The following is a 17,583-nucleotide window of genomic DNA, read 5'->3' on the forward strand; positions in this document are numbered from 1 at the left end:
TGGCATCACAAACTTGTTCAAACAAACACGCTATTGGATTCTCAAACCACAAACACACACCCATCACCGAAACCCGAAACCGGGTCACGTTCACTGGGGGTATCAGTTTCATTTGTGCTGCCCCACCCGTTCCGAACCGGCACCCGAACGATTGTTCGTGCTGGTCAGACCCGGTGGAAACCCTGTCCTGTGGATCTCGTTTCCGCGGGGCAACGAGATATAACTCTAGACCAGGCCAACACCCCCACGCAACTCGAAACCGGTTCGTCGGCTGTGACAACGGTCACCGCGCCTCCCGGAGGGCAGTTCCGCCCTCCGAATGCACGGAGAGGTCGCAGTCGAATCCCAGGAGTTCGACCGGACACGGCTCCTACACTGAGGCAATGACTCAGAAGGAGCAGCGCGAACGCCTCGGCAGGAACGACCTCGACCTCGAGGACGAGCTCATCAACGAAGCGACCGCCACAGTCACCGAAGGCGCCAAGCGCCTGAACCGGAAGTGGCCGGAGCTCATCGTCACCGGTTTCTTCGGCGGCGTCGATGTCGGACTCGGAATCCTCGCGATGATCCTCGTCAAACAGGCCACGGGTTCGGCGATCCTCGCCGGCATGGCCTTCGGCGTCGGACTGCTCGCGCTCAAGCTCGCGCATTCCGAGCTGTTCACCGAGGAATTCCTGCTGCCGCTCAATGCCGTCATCGCCGGGCAGGCGAACTGGCTTCAGGTCGTGCGGCTCTGGGTGGTCACGCTGGTGACCAACCTGCTGGGAGGTGCGGCCTTCGCCTGGCTCATCGTCGTCGGCCTGCCCGATTACCATTTCGTGCTCACGGACATGGCGGCAGGCTATGTCGATCAGTCCTCGCTGAGCGTCATGATCGCCCTGTCCCTGCTCGCCGGAGCCACGATCACCCTCGCCACGCGAATGCAGCAGGGCACGAAGAACGATGTCGTGTCGGCGATCGTGTGCATGATCACCGGTCTGCTCGTCATCGGATTCGGGATGCTGCACGGGGCGATCAACGCGATTGTCATCTTCGCCGCGATGTTCGCCGGAGCGGACATCTCGATCCTTCAGTTCCTGCAGTGGTTCGGCATCGTCATTGTGTTCAACATGCTCGGCGGACTGCTCATCATCTCTCTGCCGAGGGTGGTCCGCACCAGACGTGTGCTCTGGGGCGTGCGCAAAGGCAGGATCTCGCTCGAAGAGCTCGAGCAGCAGAGTTCTTAGGCGCGTGCTCCGCGGTATCCGGGCATGAGGGAGTCGCTGTTGACGATCTCCTTGCCCAGGGGCATGAGGGAGACGGGGATGAGTTTGATGTTCGCCCAGCCGAGCGGAATGCCGATGATCGACACGAACAGGGGAATCGATGTGACCACGTGCCCGATGGCCAGCCAGACTCCGGCGACGACGAGCCAGATGATGTTGCCCAGGGTCGTCACAATGCCGGCAGGGCGTGTCTCGATGACCTCACGGCCGAATGGCCACAGAGCGTAGTTGCCGATCCGGAACGATGCGATACCCCAGGGGATGGTGACTATGAGGATGCAGCAGATGATGCCTGCGGCCCAGTATCCCAGGGCGAGCCAGAGCCCGCTGAAGATGAACCAGATGATGTTGAGCAGTGTTCGCATATTCTCCTCGTTTCGTCGGATCCGTCATTCCAGTCTGGTCCACGGTGGGCGTTGAACGCCATGGGGCCTGCCGCAATTATCGTGCCGGCCTCTCCCATAGTCTCGTGGTCACGAACTGGCGACTTTCACAATCAGATACCTTGTATGACGGCATAACAACGTCTTAGTTTGTACGCTGACGGATTCGGCAGTCATCCAACGCTCGGCTCGCACTCGACGCGATGTGCGGAGACGACGACACCGTGCCCTGCAGCGTTCGCAGGACACGGTGTCGTCGGTGGAGGTGGAGCTCAGCTGACGATGTCAACGGCGCCGAGGGTCTTCTTTCCCCGGCGCAGGAGGACCACTCCCCCTGCTTCGGTGGGGAGCACCTCGGCGGGGGTGAGGCTCTGGTCCTCGGCGGTGACCTTGACGTTGTTGACGTAGGCTCCGCCGTCCTTGATGGCGCGACGTGCCTCGCCCTTCGACTTGACGATGCCGGAGGTGACGAAGGCATCGACGACGGGCACCCCTGCGGAGAGCTGCCCGGTGCTCACTTCACCGCGCGGGAGCTCGGCGGTGGCGGCGCCCAAGGTGGAGGCGTCGAGGCCGGTGAGCTCTCCCCCGCCGAAGAGGGCGGAGGCGGCGGCGATGGCCTGCTCGTAGGCCTGGCGTCCGTGGACGAGGGTGGTGACATCCTCGGCGAGGGCCTTCTGCGCCACGCGGGTGTGCGGGGCGGCGGCGAACTCCTCCGCGATGGCCTCGATCTCGTCGAGCGACCGCAGGGAGAACACCTTGAGGTACTTCACCACGTCGCGGTCGTCGGCGTTGAGCCAGAACTGGCTGAACGCGTAGGGGCTGGTCAGGCTCGAATCGAGCCATACGGTGCCGGATTCGGTCTTGCCGAACTTCGTGCCGTCGGCCTTCGTGATCAGCGGGGTGGCCAGGGCGTGGACCGAGGTCTGCTCGACGCGGCGGATGAGGTCGACTCCCGAGGTGAGGTTGCCCCACTGATCGGAGCCGCCGGTCTGCAGGGTGCAGCCGTAGCGGCGGTAGAGCTCGAGGTAGTCGTTGCCCTGGAGCACCTGGTAGGAGAATTCGGTGAAGGACAGGCCGCTCTCGTTCTTCAGGCGCGCGGCGACGGACTCCTTCGCCAGCATCCGGTTGACCGGGAAATGCTTGCCCACGTCACGGAGGAAGTCGATGGCGGAGAACTGCGAGGTCCAGTCGAGGTTGTTGACGATCTGCGCGGCGTGAGGGCCTTCGAAGTCAAGGAACTTCTCGACCTGGGCGCGGATCTTCGCCACCCACTCCTCGACGACCTCGCGCGGGTTGAGCGTCCGCTCCCCCGACATCCGCGGGTCGCCGATGAGGCCGGTGGCGCCACCGACGAGAGCGAGCGGGTTGTGCCCGGCCTGCTGCAGGCGCGCGGCGGTGAGCAGCTGCACGAGGTTGCCCATGTGCAGGCTCGGCGCGGTCGGATCGAAACCGACATAATAGGTCAGCGACTCCGTCTCCAGCGCTTTCTGGAGGGCGGCCTCATCGGTTGACACCGAGACGAGCCCGCGGGCTTTGAGTTCACTGAAGATGTCGGTCACTTCGGTCCTTTCGAATCTGTGGTCTGTGCCGGTGCAAAGCCGACAGGACCAATTCTACGTGCTCGCCGAGGCGGCCAGGTACTCTACACTCCCAAAACAAACAAGAGCGACCCAACTCGAGCCCATACAGGTCAAAAGCGAAACGAAATACTAGCATTATGGCGTTGAGACATTCTCAATACTGACTATAGCGCCGAAGTCACAACAGTATTCTCCGCCATATGGTGGTATTCTTCTGACATCTTACGCGCTAGCACCCACCCAGGAAATATCTTACTATGGTTGATTCAGCACCCCAGAAGCACTTTTCGGAAAATCCAGACGGAACGATCCCTAGAGTGTGGAATATTCCTCGTCCACCAACTCGAAAGATCCCAAAAGAACTTGCTGACCGCCGATCGGCTGCAATAAGCGAACTCATTGCAATGGGCAACTTTCCACATTCACAGACCCGACCGCTCAACCTAAAAGCAACGCAGCGAGAGATTGACGCCCGAGATCCCCACGACCCTTTCCGCAAGTACAATTGGAATCACAGACTTAGAACTGCGCAAGGAAGATCCAGATCAGTTCCGATTGAATTAAAGCAACGAATTGGCGAAATCCGAAGGGAATGGCTGAATCTAACCTATGCTGACATTCGCGTGTGGGAGAGCCAACGCGCAAAAGCAATTGAACAGTACTTGGAGAACAACAACCTCAAGCACCCAGATATTCACGGGAATCTGCTTCTACTTTCATTCGCACTGGGGCCCTTAGCTCTCGCTTGCACATTTGTTGTCGAGTTCTTCACTCCGAAATATAATCTACCCGGGTGGATCTGGGGTGCGACAATTATTTCCAGTGTCGGCTTCGTCCTATGTTTGCTCACGATGCCGAAAGACGGCCCAGCGGGCATCCTCAATAGAGCCCGTCCGATTAACTCCCGAAGACGGTAGTTGAGCAACCTGAATCTTAAATATCATCTCGGCTGTCATCAGCATCAACCGTACACCTAATATTATCTGCCTGGCAGAAGGCCGATCGGCAGAGGAATCGCCATTTCCCACTTTCATTTATTTAGGTACGAGGGTCAAAATAATTGACTAACCGAGCTGGCCTGCCCGGTGAAATCGCCCCAGTCTAAGCCACGGGCCAAAGCAGGGCGTTCCAGAATCACTTTTTCGTCGTCTCGCAAAATCATGCGCGAACCCTCCTACGTGTAAAATCTGCACCGCGTTGGTAATCTTAACTCTTTGGGCGCGACCAGGCGATCTCTCCACTTAACCGAAACTCGCGCATCCCCTTCCATTTTTGGAGGTCACGATGCTGCCCGCGATTGAGGACGAGCACGGCCAGGCGTCGGGCGATGGGACGATCAAGTTTGCGCAGCGCCTTCGCCGCTGAAGGCACATAATTGATCGAGTACGACACAGCGGCGGGTCAGAGCCCGAGCTCTTGTTCCAGCTCTTCCTGAGACACTCGTCCACGCTCTTCTCGAGCCAAAGCTGCAGCTCGCACATCTGCCTGATCCTCGAGTGCCTGGAGTGCACGATCATAGAAATCAGGAGAGACCACCACTGCACGACGAACAGAACCACGGGAGGTGATCTCGACGGGCTCGCGCTGCGCGGCAGCGATGAGACTGCTCTGATGACTGCGGAATTCGGACATCGTTACTGAGCTCATGACACTATCGTACAACTTGTACAAGTTGTACAGAAGACTGCGTGGCGTTGCCCGGTTATATACGGCTCCTCCCAATCCGCGCATAGAGATCCCCCATAGAAAAAGCACTCGCGCAATTGTCGAAATCTCCGCCCGAGCCTCGATGTCACACTAGAAGGGCCGGGAGGCGGCCCTCGACGAAAGGCAGAACATTGAAGTACGTCATTCTCCTCCACTCGAATCCGCAACCCTGGGGGCATCCCACTGGCGACTACGTTGCCGAGGTTCAGGCCTTGCCGAAGGAGGAGCGGGAGAAGCTGGATGCCGACTTCGAGAAACTGCTGGGCGAACTTCAGGAGCGCGGCGAACTGCTCGGCGGCGAAGCCTTGGGCGCCCCTGCATCATCCACGCTCTACCGGTGGAAGGCGGGTGGGCCGACATCGACCGATGGCCCGTACGCAGAGACGAAGGAACACCTCGCCGGATTCTTCAAGATCGACGTCGAATCGCAGGAACGCTCCGAGGAGATCGCCGCCCGATTCGCCGGCCCCGGAGAGATGGTGGAGCTGCGACCGATCATGGTCTTCGGTGACGACGGCGAATGACGATGACCACCAGTGAGGATGTGTGGCGCCGCGAGACGCCGCACATCCTCGCTGCCTTGGTGAGGCGATTCGGTGATTTCACCGCGCGCGAAGACGCCGTTCAGGAGGCACTGTTCGACGCCTCACAACAGTGGCCGTCGGCAGGAGTACCCGACAGGCCCCGAGGTTGGCTGCTGCGGGTCGCTTCCCGTCGGCTCATCGATGCCAAACGTCAGGACGGTGCCCGCCTCGAACGTGAGCGATGGGTATTCGCGCGCGAACGTCCCGATGAGTCATCCATCGCCGAGGCGGCCGTCGAGGACCGTGATGCCTCGTTGGAGGTGCTCGTTCTGTGTTGTCATCCGTCGCTCAGTCCCGATGCTCAAGTGACCTTGACCCTGCGGTCGGTGCTCGATTTGAGTACGGAACAGATCGCCGCTCTGTACTTCATTCCGTCCACGACCGCTGGGCAGAGGATCAGTCGAGCGAAGACCACGATCGACGGCGACGGGCGGCATTTCCCGCGGCCGAGCACGGCGACTGAGCGACTTCCCGCGATGCTCCACGCCCTCTATCTCATGTACACGGCCGGTCACAGCCGACCGAACGGTGAGGACCTCTTCGACAGGAACGTCACGTTCGAGGCCATCAGGTTGGCTCGACTGCTTCATGCCGTACCCCCCGATGAGACCGAGACTGCGGGATTGCTTGCGCTCATGCTGCTCAGCGAGGCGCGTCGACCCGGCCGAAGGACCCAATCCGCCGAGCAGGTGACTCTGCGCGACCAGAATCGCACGCTGTGGAATACGACGATGATCTCCGAAGGAGTCAGCCTTCTGGAGACCGCACTCCCAACCGGACCGGTCGGAGCTTACCAACTGCAGGCCGCGATCTCTGCGGTGCATTCCGAAGCAGCGACCTGGGAGGAAACCGATTGGCCTCAGATCGTCGAACTCTACGCCATGCTCGCACGCATCGCACCGTCCCCGACCGTCACCTTGAATTACGCGGGGCCGTCAGCGAGGTCCATGGTCCGCGCATCGCCCTTGAGATGCTCGAGCCGCTCCTCGCTGACAAGCGCATGAACCGCAGCCACCGACTACACGCCGTCCGGGCGCCGATAGTGGAAGCGCTCGTAGATTCCGCCGAGGCGCTGGCCGCATACCGGACCGCCAGCAGACTATGCACGAACGTTCCAGAGCAGAGATAACTCAATGCGCAGATCACTCGCCTGAGCGACAAGTTCCCAGCGGGCAGCGCCTGACAGGTGGTTCTCACACGCTCCGAGCCGATCCCGCGAACTCACGCAGGCGCGTGACCTCGGTCTTCGCGTTAGCGATCTGCGCCTCGACGGCCGAGCGAGCCGTGCCGCCCTTGGCGTTGCGCGAATCGATCGACCCGAGCGTCGTGAGCACCTCACGAACGGCAGGCGTCAGATGCTCGGAGATTCCCGCGAAGTCCTCATCGGAGAGGTCCCAGAGTTCGACGTCGCGGGACTCTGCCAGCTGCACGCAGGCACCCGAGAGTTCGTGGGCCACGCGGAAGGGCACGCCGGCTCGCACGAGCCATTCGGCGATATCAGTGGCCAAAGCGAACCCGCGCGGCGCCAAATACGCCATCCGCTCGGTGTCGAACGTCAGCGTCGCGATCATGCCGGTGAATGCCGGCAGCAGGAGCTCGAGAGTGTCGGTGGCATCGAAGACTGGTTCCTTGTCCTCCTGCAGGTCACGGTTGTACGCCAGCGGCAGCGCCTTGAGCGTCGACAGCAGACCGGTGAGGTCGCCGATGAGACGGCCGGACTTGCCGCGAGTGAGCTCGGCGATGTCAGGGTTCTTCTTCTGCGGCATTATCGACGAACCTGTCGAATAGGCATCGTGGAGGGTGACGAACGAGAACTCCTTCGTCGCCCAAGCGATGACCTCCTCGGACAGGCGGGAGAGGTTGATGCCGATCATCGTGGTGATGAACTGAAATTCGGCGAACACATCCCGGCTGGCGGTGCCGTCGATCGAGTTCTCGACCGAGTCGTTGAACCCGAGGTCGGCGGCCACGGCCTGCGGGTCGAGCCCCAGAGACGAACCGGCTAATGCTCCCGAACCGTATGCGGAGACTCCGGCCCGGGCGTCGAAGTCGACGAACCGGCCGACGTCGCGCAGCAGCGGCCACGCGTGGGCGAGCAGGTGATGGGCCAGCAGCACCGGCTGTGCGTGCTGGAGGTGGGTGCGCCCCGGCATGGGCGCCTCGGGGTGGGCTTCGGCCTGGGCGATGAGCACCTCGACGGTGTCGAGGACGAGCCCGGCGAGCTCGCGGGCATGATCGCGCAGGTACATGCGACCCATGGTCGCGATCTGGTCGTTGCGGGACCGTCCGGCCCGCAGTTTGCCGCCGAGTTCGGGTCCGGCGATCTCGATGAGCCCGCGCTCGAGCGAAGAGTGCACGTCCTCATCGGATTCGGCTGCCACGTATTCGCCAGTCTCGACCCGGCGCAGGAGCTCGTCCAGCGCCTCGTGCATTCCGGCCAGCTCCTCATCGGTGAGCAGCTTTGCGGTGTGGAGGACCTTCGCGTGCGCCTTCGACCCGGCGATGTCGTACTTCGCCAGCCGCCAGTCGAAGTCGGTCGACTTGCTCAGTGCGGCCAGGGCATCGGCGGGACCGTCGGAGAATCGTCCGCCCCACAGGCTCAGTCGTTCGCTCACAGATCGTCCTTTCCCACCGACGCTGTGGCGCCGGTCCGTTCGTGGTTCGTTGTCATTGTTGCAGGAAATGCGGGTGGCAGGTCGCGCCGAGGCGGTCATCCCTCCCCGAGGCGACCGCCCCTTGCCCACCGCTCAGCCCTCGGCCATGCCACCGGCGGCGAATTCGAGGAAGGTCTCGGCCAGGGCCGCTCCCCCAACGGCTGCCTCGGCGATGACGAGCACCGTGTCGTCTCCGGCGATGGTGCCGAAGACACCGAGGGTCGAGGATCGGTCGATCGCCGAGGCCAGGTACTGGGCGGCCCCGGGCGGGGTGCGCAGCACGACGGTGTTGTCCTGAGCGGCCGCGGAGACGAGCAGCTCCTCGAGCAGTCTCGGCAGCTTCGCGTCGAGGCTGTCGCCGGTCGACTGCTGCAGGGACCGGTCGCCTCCCTCACCGGGGACGGCGTAGACGGAGCCGGTGGTCGTGCGGATCTTCACGGCCCCCACCTCGGCGAGGTCGCGCGAAAGCGTCGCCTGAGTGACGGTGATGCCCGAGGTCGCTAGCGCCTCGGCGAGTTCGATCTGGCTGCGCACGGATTTGCGGGTGATGAGGTCGATGATCTTCTGCTGCCGGGCGGTCTTCGTCAGCGGCGCGGAATTCGCTGCGGCACTGTTCGTCTCGGCCATCATCGCTCCAACAGGTAGGTCATGAGTGCCTTCTGCGCGTGCAGACGGTTCTCGGCTTCATCGAAGACCACCGAGGCGGGCCCGTCGATGACCTCGGCCGTGACCTCTTTGCCGCGGTAGGCGGGCAGGCAGTGGAGGAAGATCGGATCGTTGCCTGAGTCCATGAGCTCCTGGCTGACCTGGAATGGCATAAACGGTGAGGACTCGTCATCACGGCCGGCGGCGTCCTGGCCCATCGACACCCAGGTGTCGGTGACGAGCACATCGGCGCCGTCGGCGGCGGCAACCGGGTCGTCGGTGACCGTCAGCGATCCCCCTGTCCGGACGGACAGGGCTTCGGCCTCGGCGATCACGGCGGGCACAGGCTGGTGGCCTGCGGGCGCGGCGATGCGCACGTGCATGCCGGCGTTGACTCCGCCGAGCGCATAGGAGTTCGCCATGTTGTTCGCTCCATCGCCGAAGTACGTCATGGTCTGACCGGTGACGTCGCCGCGGTGTTCGCGGATGGTGAGCAGGTCGGCCAGGATCTGGCAGGGGTGGAAGTCATCGGACAGGGAGTTGATGACGGGCACACGCGAGTGCTCGGCCATCTCCACGAGCCCGGCCTGGGAGTAGGTGCGCCAGATGATCGTCGAGACCATCCGCGACATCACTTTCGCGGTGTCGGCGATGGATTCCTTGTGCCCGAGCTGCGCCTCACCGGGGTTGATGATCAGCGGCTGCCCGCCGAGCGCAGCGATGCCGGCGGCGAACGACACGCGGGTCCTCGTCGAGGTCTTGTCGAAGATGACGGCCGCGGTCTGCGGGCCGGCCAGCGGGGTCCGCGAATAGGGGGCGGCCTTGAGTTCGACGGCAAGGTCGAGGACCTCTGCCTGTTCGGCCGGGCTGAGGTCGGAGTCCTTGAGGAAGTGGCGTGTCATGAGGTGTCCTTCGGAAGTCTGGGTGAGCTCAGCCGGTGATGAGGCCGGGCAGGGCGGCGATGAACGGGGCGAGTTCGTCGGTGGTGATCGTCAGCGGTGGGGCCAGGCGCAGACGTCCGGGGGCGACGGGGTTGATGATGAACCCGGCTTCGAGCGCGCGGGCGGCGACGGCTTTCGCATCCGGGACCGCGCCATCGCTGGCGTCCTGACCGTCGGCGGCGCCCGTGAGCTCGAGTCCGAGCAGCAGCCCCTTGCCCGTGATCTCACCGATCCCATCGACCTCGGCCAGCTGGGCCTTGAGCCAGTCGCTGACCTCGGCGACGTGGGCGAGGAGGTTGTCCTTCTCGATGGTCTCGAGCACGGCGAGTCCGGCCGCACAGGATAAAGGGTTGCCGCCGAAGGTCGTGCCGTGCTGACCGGCGTCGAGCAGCTTGGTGTTCTCATCGCCGACGGTGATAGTGGCCCCGATCGGCATGCCGCCGCCTAGTCCCTTCGCCGAGGTGATGATGTCCGGTGTCACACCCTCACCGATCTCGGGGTCCTGGTGGGCGAACCAGGAACCGGTCCGGCCGATGCCCGACTGGACTTCGTCGAGGACCATGAGGGCTCCGAACTTCGTGGTGAGTTCGCGGACGGCGGTGAGGTAGCCGGCGGGGTGTGTGCGCACGCCGACTTCGCCCTGGACGGGTTCGATGAACACGGCCGCGGTGTTCTCGTTGATGGCCGCCTCGAGCGCCTGAGTGTCGCCATAGGGGACGTGGACGACTCCGGGCACACCGGGGGCGAAGGGTTCGCGGTAGGCGGCCTTCGCGGTCAGTGCCAGCGAGCCCATGGTCCGGCCGTGGAAGGCCCCGTCGATGGCGATGATGAACGGGCGGCCTCCTCCCCCGGCGCGGCGGGCCATCTTGAAGGCCGCCTCGTTGGCTTCGGTGCCGGAGTTCGAGAAGAACACGGCCGATCCGGCCGGCAGGTCGAGGATTTCGTGCAGCTTCTCGGCCAGTCCGATCTGGGCCGGGGAGGTGAAGAAGTTCGAGATGTGGCCGAGCGTGCTCGCCTGTTCGGCGATCGCGGTCGTCCAGGCCGGGTGGGCGTGGCCGAGTACGTTGACCGCGATGCCGGCGAGCAGGTCGAGGTATTTCTTGCCCGCAGCGTCCCAGACATAGGAGCCCTGACCGCGGACGAGGTCGAGCTGGGGTGAACCGAAGACCGGGGACAGGACGCGGGAGAAGTCATCGCGCCAGGTCTGCGCCTGATCGCCGGCGGCCTGATCGTTCGCGGCCTGGCCGGTCGGCTGGGTCTGTGCGTGTGTGTCAGTCATGGACGTCCTCCGTGGTTGCCTTGTGGCCGTCGCCCAGTGGTGCGGGTTCGACGACGGTGTCCTCGACCATGGTGCCGATGCCCTCGGAAGTGAAGACCTCGAGCAGCAGCGAATGCGCCATCCGGCCGTCGATGATGTGGGCCTGCTGCACCCCGTGCTCGATCGCCTCGAGTGCGGCGGTCATCTTCGGGATCATCCCCGAATCGAGCGTGGGCAGGAGTTCGCGCAGCTTCTTCGGGCCGATGCGGGAGATGAGCGAGGACGTGTCCGGCCAGTTCGCGTAGAGGCCGGGCACATCGGTGAGCATGATGAGTTTGTCTGCCTTCAGCGCCTTCGCCACCGCCGAGGCGGCCAGATCGGCGTTGATGTTGAGCGGTTTCCCGGCACGTCCGTTGATCTCCGAGGCGATCGAACAGATGACGGGTACCCTTCCGTCGTCGAGGAGTTCGGTGAGCACGGTGGTGTTGACCTTCGCGATCTCACCCACCCGGCCGAGGTCGATGACCTCGCCGTTCACCTCGGCGCCGGTCTTGTGCGCCAGCAGCAGGTCGGCGTCCTCACCGGACAGGCCGATCGCGGCGTCACCGTTCTGGTTGATGCGGGAGACGATGTCGCGGTTGACCTGGCCGGACAGGACCATGCGGATGACCTCGGCGGCCTCTTCGGTCGTCACTCGCTGCCCGGCCTTGAACTCGGATTCGATGCCCAGGCGGTTGAGCATCGCCGAGATCTGGGGTCCGCCGCCGTGGACGACGACGGGGCGGATGCCGGCGAAGCGGAGGAAGGCGATGTCATCGGCGAACGACTGCTGCAGCTCCGGGGAGACCATGGCGTTGCCGCCGTATTTGATGACGATCGTGGCACCGGAGAAGGTCTTGATCCACGGCAGCGCTTCTGTCAGGGCCTCGGCCTTGACCTGGGCGGCAGCGAGCCGGGCAGCCGTGGACTTCGTGGACATATCGTGCGGGTTGCTCATGAGGAGTAGGCGCTGTTCTCTTCGACGTAGTCATGGGTGAGATCCGAGGTCCACACGGTCGCGTCGTGGTCGCCTGCGTGCAGGTCGATGACGACATCGACGCTGCGTTCGAAGGTCACACGCTCCGGGTCCTCATAGGGTCCCGAGGCCTTGCAGACCTGGACGCCGTTGATCGTGACGTCGATGGCGGTGGGATCGAAGTCCGCCGAGGTGGTTCCCACCTGAGCGACGACACGACCCCAGTTCGGGTCCTCGCCGAAGATCGCGGCCTTGAACAGTGCCGAACGGGACACCGACCGGGAGACCTCGACGGCATCGGCCTCGCTGGCAGCACCCGTGGTGGTGATGGCGATGTCGTGGTGAGCACCTTCGGCGTCGACATGGAGCTGGTGCATGAGGTCGAGGCAGACCTCGCGCAGCAGGCTCGTGAACTCTTGCGCGTCGACCGCAGCGTCGTGGGCTCCGGAGGACATGAGGATGACGGTGTCGTTCGTCGACATGCACCCGTCGGTGTCGAGGCGGTCGAAGGACTGGTTCGTCGCGGCGCGCAGTGCGTCGTCGAGAACACTCTGGTCGAGTTTGGCGTCGGTCGTGATGACGACGAGCATCGTTGCGAGTCCCGGGGCGAGCATGCCCGCGCCCTTGGCCATACCGCCGATCGTGAACCCGGTGGACCCTGTGCGGCTGGCGGTCTTCGCCACGGTGTCGGTGGTCATAATCGCTTCGGCGGCGTCCTGCCCGGCCTCGACCGTGGTGTCGGTAGCGGCGACGAGCGGCGGAAGGTGGCTGAGGACCGAGTCGCGGAAGCCCTGTCCGCCGACGCCGATGAGTCCGGTGGAGCAGACGAGGATGTCCTCAGGCTTCGTGTCGGTGCCGGCGGCGGTGAGGGCGTCGGCGGTTGTCTGGGCGGTCAGGGTCGTCGTCTCGTACCCGAAGTCGCCGGTGTAGCAGTTCGCTCCCCCGGAGTTGAGGACGACGGCGCGGGCCTGACCGTTGGCCGAGGCCTTCTGGGACCACAGGACGGGGTTGGCCTTGCACCGGTTGGACGTAAAGACGGCGGCGACGGCGTCGGACGGTCCGGAGTTGATGACGAGTGAGAGGTCTTTGGTGCCCGAGGGTTTCAGGCCGGCGGTCAGTCCTGCGGCCGTGAAGCCCAGTGGTGCGGTCACGCTCATGGGGCGACTCCTTCAAGGGGAAGGGCGGTGGTCTCGTCGAGGCCGAGCGCCAGGTGGATGGATTGGAGGGCCTGTCCGGCGGTGCCGCGGACGAGATTGTCCAAAGCCACGACGACGAGGATCTTGTTCGCCCGTTCGTCGACGGTGAACTGGATATGGGCCATATTCGACCCCGTCGTCGCCGAGGTGTGCGGCCACTGGCCCTCGGGCAGGAGCCGGACAAAAGGTTCGTCGCCGTAGGCCTGGGCAAACGCCTGGCTCAGCTGATCCTTGAGTGCCGTCGCGTCGACGAGGCCTTCGGCGGTGCGGGCTACGGCCTCGCCGAGGTCGGCGGTGATGGTCGCGAGGATTCCTCGGGCCATGGGCACGAGAGTCGGGGTGAAGGAGATCCGCGTCGGCCCCTCGGCGGCATCGGCGCCGAGGACTCCGTTGAGATTCTGCTCGATCTCGGGCACATGCCGGTGGGTGCCACCCGTGCCGTAGGGCGAGGCGTCGCCGAGGACTTCGGCCGCGGTCAGGTGCGGTTTGAGGGCCTTGCCCGCTCCGGAGACCCCGTTGGCGAGCACGGCGTTGAGACCGGCCGGTGCGGCGAGACCCGCCTGAATGAGCGAGGCCAGGCCGAGCGTCACAGCGGTGACATTGCAGCCGGGCACGGCGATGCGCTTCGTGGACTTCAGTGCTTCGCGCTGCTTGGTGCCGTCGGCGGTGAGCAGTTCGGGCAGGCCGTAGGTCCAGGTGCCCTGGTGGTCGGAGCCGTAGAACTTCTCCCACGCAGTGGCGCTGATGAGCCGGTGGTCGGCGGCGAGGTCGACGATGAGGGTGTTCGGGCTCGTCTTCTCGAGCTCGGCGGAGATCGCCCCGGACTGACCGTGCGGCAGCGCCAGGACGACGACATCGTGGCCGGCGAGCACCTCGGCGGTGGACTCTTGGACCACAAGTTCGGAGAATCGGGGAAGATGGGGTTGATGTCGGCCGAGCGCCTCGCCCACGGAAGAATGTCCGCACACCGTTGTGACGTTCAGATGCGGGTGAGTGCTCAGCAGCCGGAGGACCTCTCCCCCGGCGTATCCGGTGGCACCGGAGACGGCAACACTGAAATCGTTCATATGTATAACTATACCAGCACATTAAATTATATGCAGGAGGCGTCATGACCCAGGCAGTTCGTGCGATGGAAGCCGGTGGACCCGAGGTCCTCGAGTTCGGTGAGGTGGAGACCCCCGTCGCCGGGCCCGGCGAGGTGCTCGTCGATGTCGAGGCGGCGGGTGTGAACTTCATCGACACGTATCGTCGTTCGGGCGTGTACCCGATGGAGTTTCCGCATATCGTCGGGTCCGAGGGCACGGGTCGCATCGCCGATGTCGGCGAGGGCGTGGAGAGCTTCTCCGCCGGCGACCGCGTCGCCTGGCATGAGGCGCCGGGGTCTTATGCGACCCAAGTGGTCGTGAATACGGACAACCTGCTGCGCGTGCCGGATGGTGTGAGCGCCGAGGTGGCCGCGGCGATGCCGCTGCAGGGCCTGACCGCGCAGTACCTGGCGACGAGCTCGCACGAGATCAAGCCGGGCCAGACGGCACTCGTGCATGCCGGCGCCGGTGGTGTTGGGCTGCTGCTCACCCAGATCATCAAGCACTTGGGTGGCAATGTCATCTCGACGGTGAGCACCGAGGAGAAGGCGGAGCTGGCGCGCAAGGCCGGTGCCGATGAGGTGTTCCTCTACGGTGAGGGCGTCGACATCACGGCGAAGGTCAAGGAGCTCACCGACGGAGAGGGTGTCGATGTGGCATATGACGGGGTCGGCAAGGACACGTTCGATGCGTCGCTGGCCTCGATCAAGCCGCTGGGGTCGATGGTGCTCTTCGGTGGAGCGTCGGGTCAGGTCCCTCCGTTCGACATTCAGCGCCTGAACTCCTCGGGCGGAATCTTCTTGTCCCGCCCGTCGCTGGCGTGGTTCGTCCGCAGCTCGGAGGAACTGGCGAAGCGTTCGGCGATGCTGTTCAACGGCATCGAACACGGCTGGCTGAACTTCCGCGTGGGAGCGACGTTCGCCCTGGCCGATGCTGCAGATGCTCATCGTGCGCTTGAGGGGCGGAAGACGACCGGCAAGGTTGTTCTGACTACGGCCTGATTGATCGACAGTGATTTGAGCCCGGAGTTCCTGCTTGAGTTCAGGTATTCCGGGCCCAAACTGTCAGGATACTGACGTCAGACGGTGTACTCTCATCTCTCCACTCATTCAGAACTTCAGTCGTTGCGTAGTTCATCGTTGTGCCCCATCTCGTTGCGTCGCTGATACCTTGTGGTTATGTACGAAGATCCAGTTCGCGACGCCCTCCGACAGTTCATGGCAGAACGCGATTGGCAGCAGTTCCACACACCCGAGAATCTCGCAAAGAGCGTCTCCATCGAAGCAGCAGAACTGCTCGAGTGTTTCCAATGGGGAGATGCTGACCTCGATTCTGCGAAGGACGAGTTGGCAGATGTGCTGACCTATTGCGTGCTGCTCGCGGGCAAGCTGGGGCTTGATCCCGACACAATCGTCATGGACAAGCTTGAGAAGACTCGTGAGAAGTATCCCGTGGACAAGGTGCGTGGGCGGAGCGTGAAATATGACCAGCTTTAGAATCGAGCGCTTCCCGTTCAGGTCGGAACAGGTCAAAGCATGGGGCGCAGTCGACCCACGACATCGAAACTGGCCCGTCGTCTACGTGATGAATAACCACAAAGAGGTGTACATCGGCGAGTCTCTCAATGTCGAGGGACGGATGAGACAGCACCTTGAATCTGACTCAAAGCAACGGCTCCAGTCGGTCCGAGTAGTTCTCGATGACACGTTCAACAAGTCGGCGTGCCTGGACCTCGAGTCATTCCTCATTCGGATGTTCCACGGCGACGCGAGTCGACAGGTGCTCAATCTCAATGCTGGCATCACCGACGCCGAGTACTACGACCGCGACAAGTACAACAAAACGTTCCATCAGATCTTCGAGGAGCTGCGGACTCAAGAAAACCTATTCAAACGCACGATCCCGCAGATCATCAACAGCGATCTGTTCAAGCTCTCCCCATTCAAGGCGCTTAACCACGATCAGGCCATCGCTGTCGACGACATTCTCGAGGGCTTCTTTGACGACCTGAGAAGCGGCGTTGATAACACCGTCGTAGTCGAGGGCAGTCCAGGAACGGGCAAGACGGTAGTCGCGATCTATCTGCTCAAGCTGTTGGAAGACATCAGGCGTCACGATTCAGAAGAGCCGCTCGACATCGATTCAATCTTCAGCGACTACTTCACTCCCGAACATGCCGAGCTTCTCAAGGCCCTCAAGTTCGCAATCGTAGTCCCTCAGCAATCACTGCGCGACTCAATTGCCAAAGTGTTCAAGCTGACTCCCGGACTAAGCAAGGGCATGGTGTTGACGCCGTTCCAAGTAGGCGAAAGCACTGAACAATTCGACCTTCTCGTCGTCGATGAAGCTCACCGACTCAATCAGAGGGCAAATCAGGCGTCTGGCCCCCTCAACAAGAAGTTCATCGAGATCAACAAGAAGCTCTTCGGTTGGGACGACCCGCAGAAGACCCAGCTGGATTGGATTCAGAAGCAGAGTCGGCACTCGATCCTCATGCTCGACGTCGGACAAACCGTTAGACCAGCAGATCTGCCAGCGTCCACGACGCGGAAGCTTGCCTCGCGAGCTAGAGCGGATGGCCGGCTTTATCCTCTTCAAACCCAGATGCGCATCTCGGCCGATAAGGACTATGTCGGCTACATTCGCCGATTGCTCAGCGACAATCCACCGACATCACGCGAAGACTTCGGGGACTACGACCTGCGACTGTTCACTGACCTCGGCGAAATGAGGCGGGAACTTCAGAAACGCGAAGACGAGCACGGCCTATCTCGGTTGGTAGCTGGCTACGCATGGCCGTGGAAGAGCAAGAACGATACGACCGCATACGACATTGAGCTTGACGGCCAGAAGATGCGCTGGAACACGACCACAACCGATTGGATCAACTCTCCGAAATCGGTCAACGAGGTCGGTTCAATCCACACCGTCCAGGGTTACGACCTCAATCATGTCGGCGTCATTATCGGCAAAGACCTCCGCTTCGACCCGGTCGCAGGCAAGCTCATCTTTGACCGCACCAACTATCACGACAAGAAAGGCCGCGAGAACAACCCGAAGCTCGGCATCACGTATTCCGACAATGACCTACTAGAATATGTAAAGAACATCTACAGCGTGCTACTTACTCGCGGGATCCGTGGCACTTATGTATACATCTGCGACCGCGCTCTAAGAGGGCAACTACGAGAGCTATTCTGAACTTAAATTTGAATCGATTGCCTGCTCGCGCCTAGTAGCTGATGGGGTGTGTTGCGCATCGCCTGC

The 17,583-nt window shown here is 62.8% G+C and carries 16 protein-coding genes; 6 read left to right on the forward strand and 10 right to left on the reverse strand.

Annotated elements, in window-relative coordinates; genetic code table 11:
- Positions 1-383: 383 nt before the first annotated feature.
- Positions 384-1,226, forward strand: coding sequence for a formate/nitrite transporter family protein (locus IIE29_RS00005; RefSeq protein ID WP_209323162.1), 843 nt, complete (start codon positions 384-386; stop codon positions 1,224-1,226).
- Here IIE29_RS00005 and IIE29_RS00010 read toward each other — a convergent pair.
- From IIE29_RS00010 to IIE29_RS00020, 3 genes are all read right to left on the reverse strand, one after another.
- Complete coding sequence (locus tag IIE29_RS00010) at positions 1,223-1,630, reverse strand: YccF domain-containing protein (protein WP_209323163.1); 408 nt, start codon at positions 1,628-1,630, stop codon at positions 1,223-1,225. The genes IIE29_RS00005 and IIE29_RS00010 overlap by 4 nt on opposite strands.
- Positions 1,631-1,920: 290 nt before the next feature.
- Positions 1,921-3,207: a tyrosine--tRNA ligase gene (gene tyrS, locus IIE29_RS00015; RefSeq protein WP_209323164.1), complete on the reverse strand. Its 1,287-nt coding sequence runs from the start codon at positions 3,205-3,207 to the stop codon at positions 1,921-1,923.
- Positions 3,208-4,629: 1,422 nt separating this feature from the next.
- Positions 4,630-4,875: a type II toxin-antitoxin system Phd/YefM family antitoxin gene (locus IIE29_RS00020; protein ID WP_209323165.1), complete on the reverse strand. Its 246-nt coding sequence runs from the start codon at positions 4,873-4,875 to the stop codon at positions 4,630-4,632.
- A 191-nt stretch (positions 4,876-5,066) separates the two neighbouring features.
- Between IIE29_RS00020 and IIE29_RS00025 the strand changes: the two genes are divergently transcribed.
- Complete coding sequence (locus IIE29_RS00025) at positions 5,067-5,459, forward strand: YciI family protein (RefSeq protein ID WP_209323166.1); 393 nt, start codon at positions 5,067-5,069, stop codon at positions 5,457-5,459.
- 2 nt (positions 5,460-5,461) lie between these two features.
- The gene (locus IIE29_RS00030; RefSeq protein ID WP_246475624.1) at positions 5,462-6,523 is read left to right on the forward strand and encodes an RNA polymerase sigma factor; all 1,062 of its coding nucleotides are present in this window, start codon (positions 5,462-5,464) and stop codon (positions 6,521-6,523) included.
- 189 nt (positions 6,524-6,712) lie between these two features.
- Here the strand turns inward: IIE29_RS00030 and argH are convergent, their stop codons facing one another.
- The 7 genes from argH to argC all read right to left on the reverse strand — a co-directional run bounded on the left by argH (position 6,713) and on the right by argC (position 14,295).
- Complete coding sequence (gene argH, locus IIE29_RS00035; protein ID WP_209323167.1) at positions 6,713-8,134, reverse strand: argininosuccinate lyase; 1,422 nt, start codon at positions 8,132-8,134, stop codon at positions 6,713-6,715.
- Between the two features lie 132 nt (positions 8,135-8,266).
- Positions 8,267-8,800: an arginine repressor gene (locus tag IIE29_RS00040; RefSeq protein WP_209323168.1), complete on the reverse strand. Its 534-nt coding sequence runs from the start codon at positions 8,798-8,800 to the stop codon at positions 8,267-8,269.
- A complete protein-coding gene (argF, locus tag IIE29_RS00045; protein ID WP_209323169.1) occupies positions 8,800-9,720 on the reverse strand; it encodes an ornithine carbamoyltransferase in 921 nt (306 codons plus the stop codon). The genes IIE29_RS00040 and argF overlap by 1 nt, the downstream gene beginning before the upstream one ends.
- A gap of 28 nt (positions 9,721-9,748) precedes the next feature.
- Positions 9,749-11,038, reverse strand: a complete 1,290-nt coding sequence (locus IIE29_RS00050; RefSeq protein WP_209323170.1) for an acetylornithine transaminase — start codon at positions 11,036-11,038, stop codon at positions 9,749-9,751.
- Complete coding sequence (argB, locus tag IIE29_RS00055) at positions 11,031-12,014, reverse strand: acetylglutamate kinase (protein WP_246475625.1); 984 nt, start codon at positions 12,012-12,014, stop codon at positions 11,031-11,033. Before argB ends, IIE29_RS00050 begins: the two co-directional genes overlap by 8 nt.
- The gene (gene argJ / locus IIE29_RS00060) at positions 12,011-13,189 is read right to left on the reverse strand and encodes a bifunctional glutamate N-acetyltransferase/amino-acid acetyltransferase ArgJ (RefSeq protein WP_209323171.1); all 1,179 of its coding nucleotides are present in this window, start codon (positions 13,187-13,189) and stop codon (positions 12,011-12,013) included. The genes argB and argJ overlap by 4 nt, the downstream gene beginning before the upstream one ends.
- Entirely contained in the window at positions 13,186-14,295 is a 1,110-nt protein-coding gene (gene argC / locus IIE29_RS00065; RefSeq protein WP_209323172.1) for an N-acetyl-gamma-glutamyl-phosphate reductase, read from the reverse strand. Before argC ends, argJ begins: the two co-directional genes overlap by 4 nt.
- A 44-nt stretch (positions 14,296-14,339) precedes the next feature.
- Here argC and IIE29_RS00070 point away from each other — a divergent pair, with 44 nt between their 5' ends.
- The 3 genes from IIE29_RS00070 (at position 14,340) to IIE29_RS00080 (ending at position 17,517) form a co-directional block, all read left to right on the forward strand.
- The gene (locus IIE29_RS00070; RefSeq protein WP_209323173.1) at positions 14,340-15,317 is read left to right on the forward strand and encodes a quinone oxidoreductase family protein; all 978 of its coding nucleotides are present in this window, start codon (positions 14,340-14,342) and stop codon (positions 15,315-15,317) included.
- A gap of 177 nt (positions 15,318-15,494) precedes the next feature.
- Positions 15,495-15,812, forward strand: a complete 318-nt coding sequence (locus IIE29_RS00075; RefSeq protein ID WP_209323174.1) for a nucleotide pyrophosphohydrolase — start codon at positions 15,495-15,497, stop codon at positions 15,810-15,812.
- Positions 15,799-17,517, forward strand: coding sequence for a DUF2075 domain-containing protein (locus IIE29_RS00080; RefSeq protein ID WP_209323175.1), 1,719 nt, complete (start codon positions 15,799-15,801; stop codon positions 17,515-17,517). Before IIE29_RS00075 ends, IIE29_RS00080 begins: the two co-directional genes overlap by 14 nt.
- The last annotated feature ends 66 nt before the right edge of the window (positions 17,518-17,583 follow it).

Source organism: Brevibacterium renqingii, from assembly GCF_017808095.1.
Classification (GTDB): Bacteria; Actinomycetota; Actinomycetes; order Actinomycetales; family Brevibacteriaceae; genus Brevibacterium; species Brevibacterium renqingii.

Bases quoted from the DNA above. Each gene is read 5' to 3' on its own strand.
- IIE29_RS00005 (WP_209323162.1), top strand. From the start codon at position 384: ATGACTCAGAAGGAGCAGCGCGAACGCCTCGGCAGGAACGACCTCGAC.
- IIE29_RS00010 (WP_209323163.1), bottom strand. From the start codon at position 1,630: ATGCGAACACTGCTCAACATCATCTGGTTCATCTTCAGCGGGCTCTGG.
- IIE29_RS00020 (WP_209323165.1), bottom strand. From the start codon at position 4,875: ATGAGCTCAGTAACGATGTCCGAATTCCGCAGTCATCAGAGCAGTCTC.
- IIE29_RS00030 (WP_246475624.1), top strand. From the start codon at position 5,462: ATGACCACCAGTGAGGATGTGTGGCGCCGCGAGACGCCGCACATCCTC.
- IIE29_RS00040 (WP_209323168.1), bottom strand. From the start codon at position 8,800: ATGGCCGAGACGAACAGTGCCGCAGCGAATTCCGCGCCGCTGACGAAG.
- argF (WP_209323169.1), bottom strand. From the start codon at position 9,720: ATGACACGCCACTTCCTCAAGGACTCCGACCTCAGCCCGGCCGAACAG.
- IIE29_RS00050 (WP_209323170.1), bottom strand. From the start codon at position 11,038: ATGACTGACACACACGCACAGACCCAGCCGACCGGCCAGGCCGCGAAC.
- argB (WP_246475625.1), bottom strand. From the start codon at position 12,014: ATGAGCAACCCGCACGATATGTCCACGAAGTCCACGGCTGCCCGGCTC.
- argJ (WP_209323171.1), bottom strand. From the start codon at position 13,189: ATGAGCGTGACCGCACCACTGGGCTTCACGGCCGCAGGACTGACCGCC.
- argC (WP_209323172.1), bottom strand. From the start codon at position 14,295: ATGAACGATTTCAGTGTTGCCGTCTCCGGTGCCACCGGATACGCCGGG.
- IIE29_RS00070 (WP_209323173.1), top strand. From the start codon at position 14,340: ATGACCCAGGCAGTTCGTGCGATGGAAGCCGGTGGACCCGAGGTCCTC.
- IIE29_RS00075 (WP_209323174.1), top strand. From the start codon at position 15,495: ATGTACGAAGATCCAGTTCGCGACGCCCTCCGACAGTTCATGGCAGAA.
- IIE29_RS00080 (WP_209323175.1), top strand. From the start codon at position 15,799: ATGACCAGCTTTAGAATCGAGCGCTTCCCGTTCAGGTCGGAACAGGTC.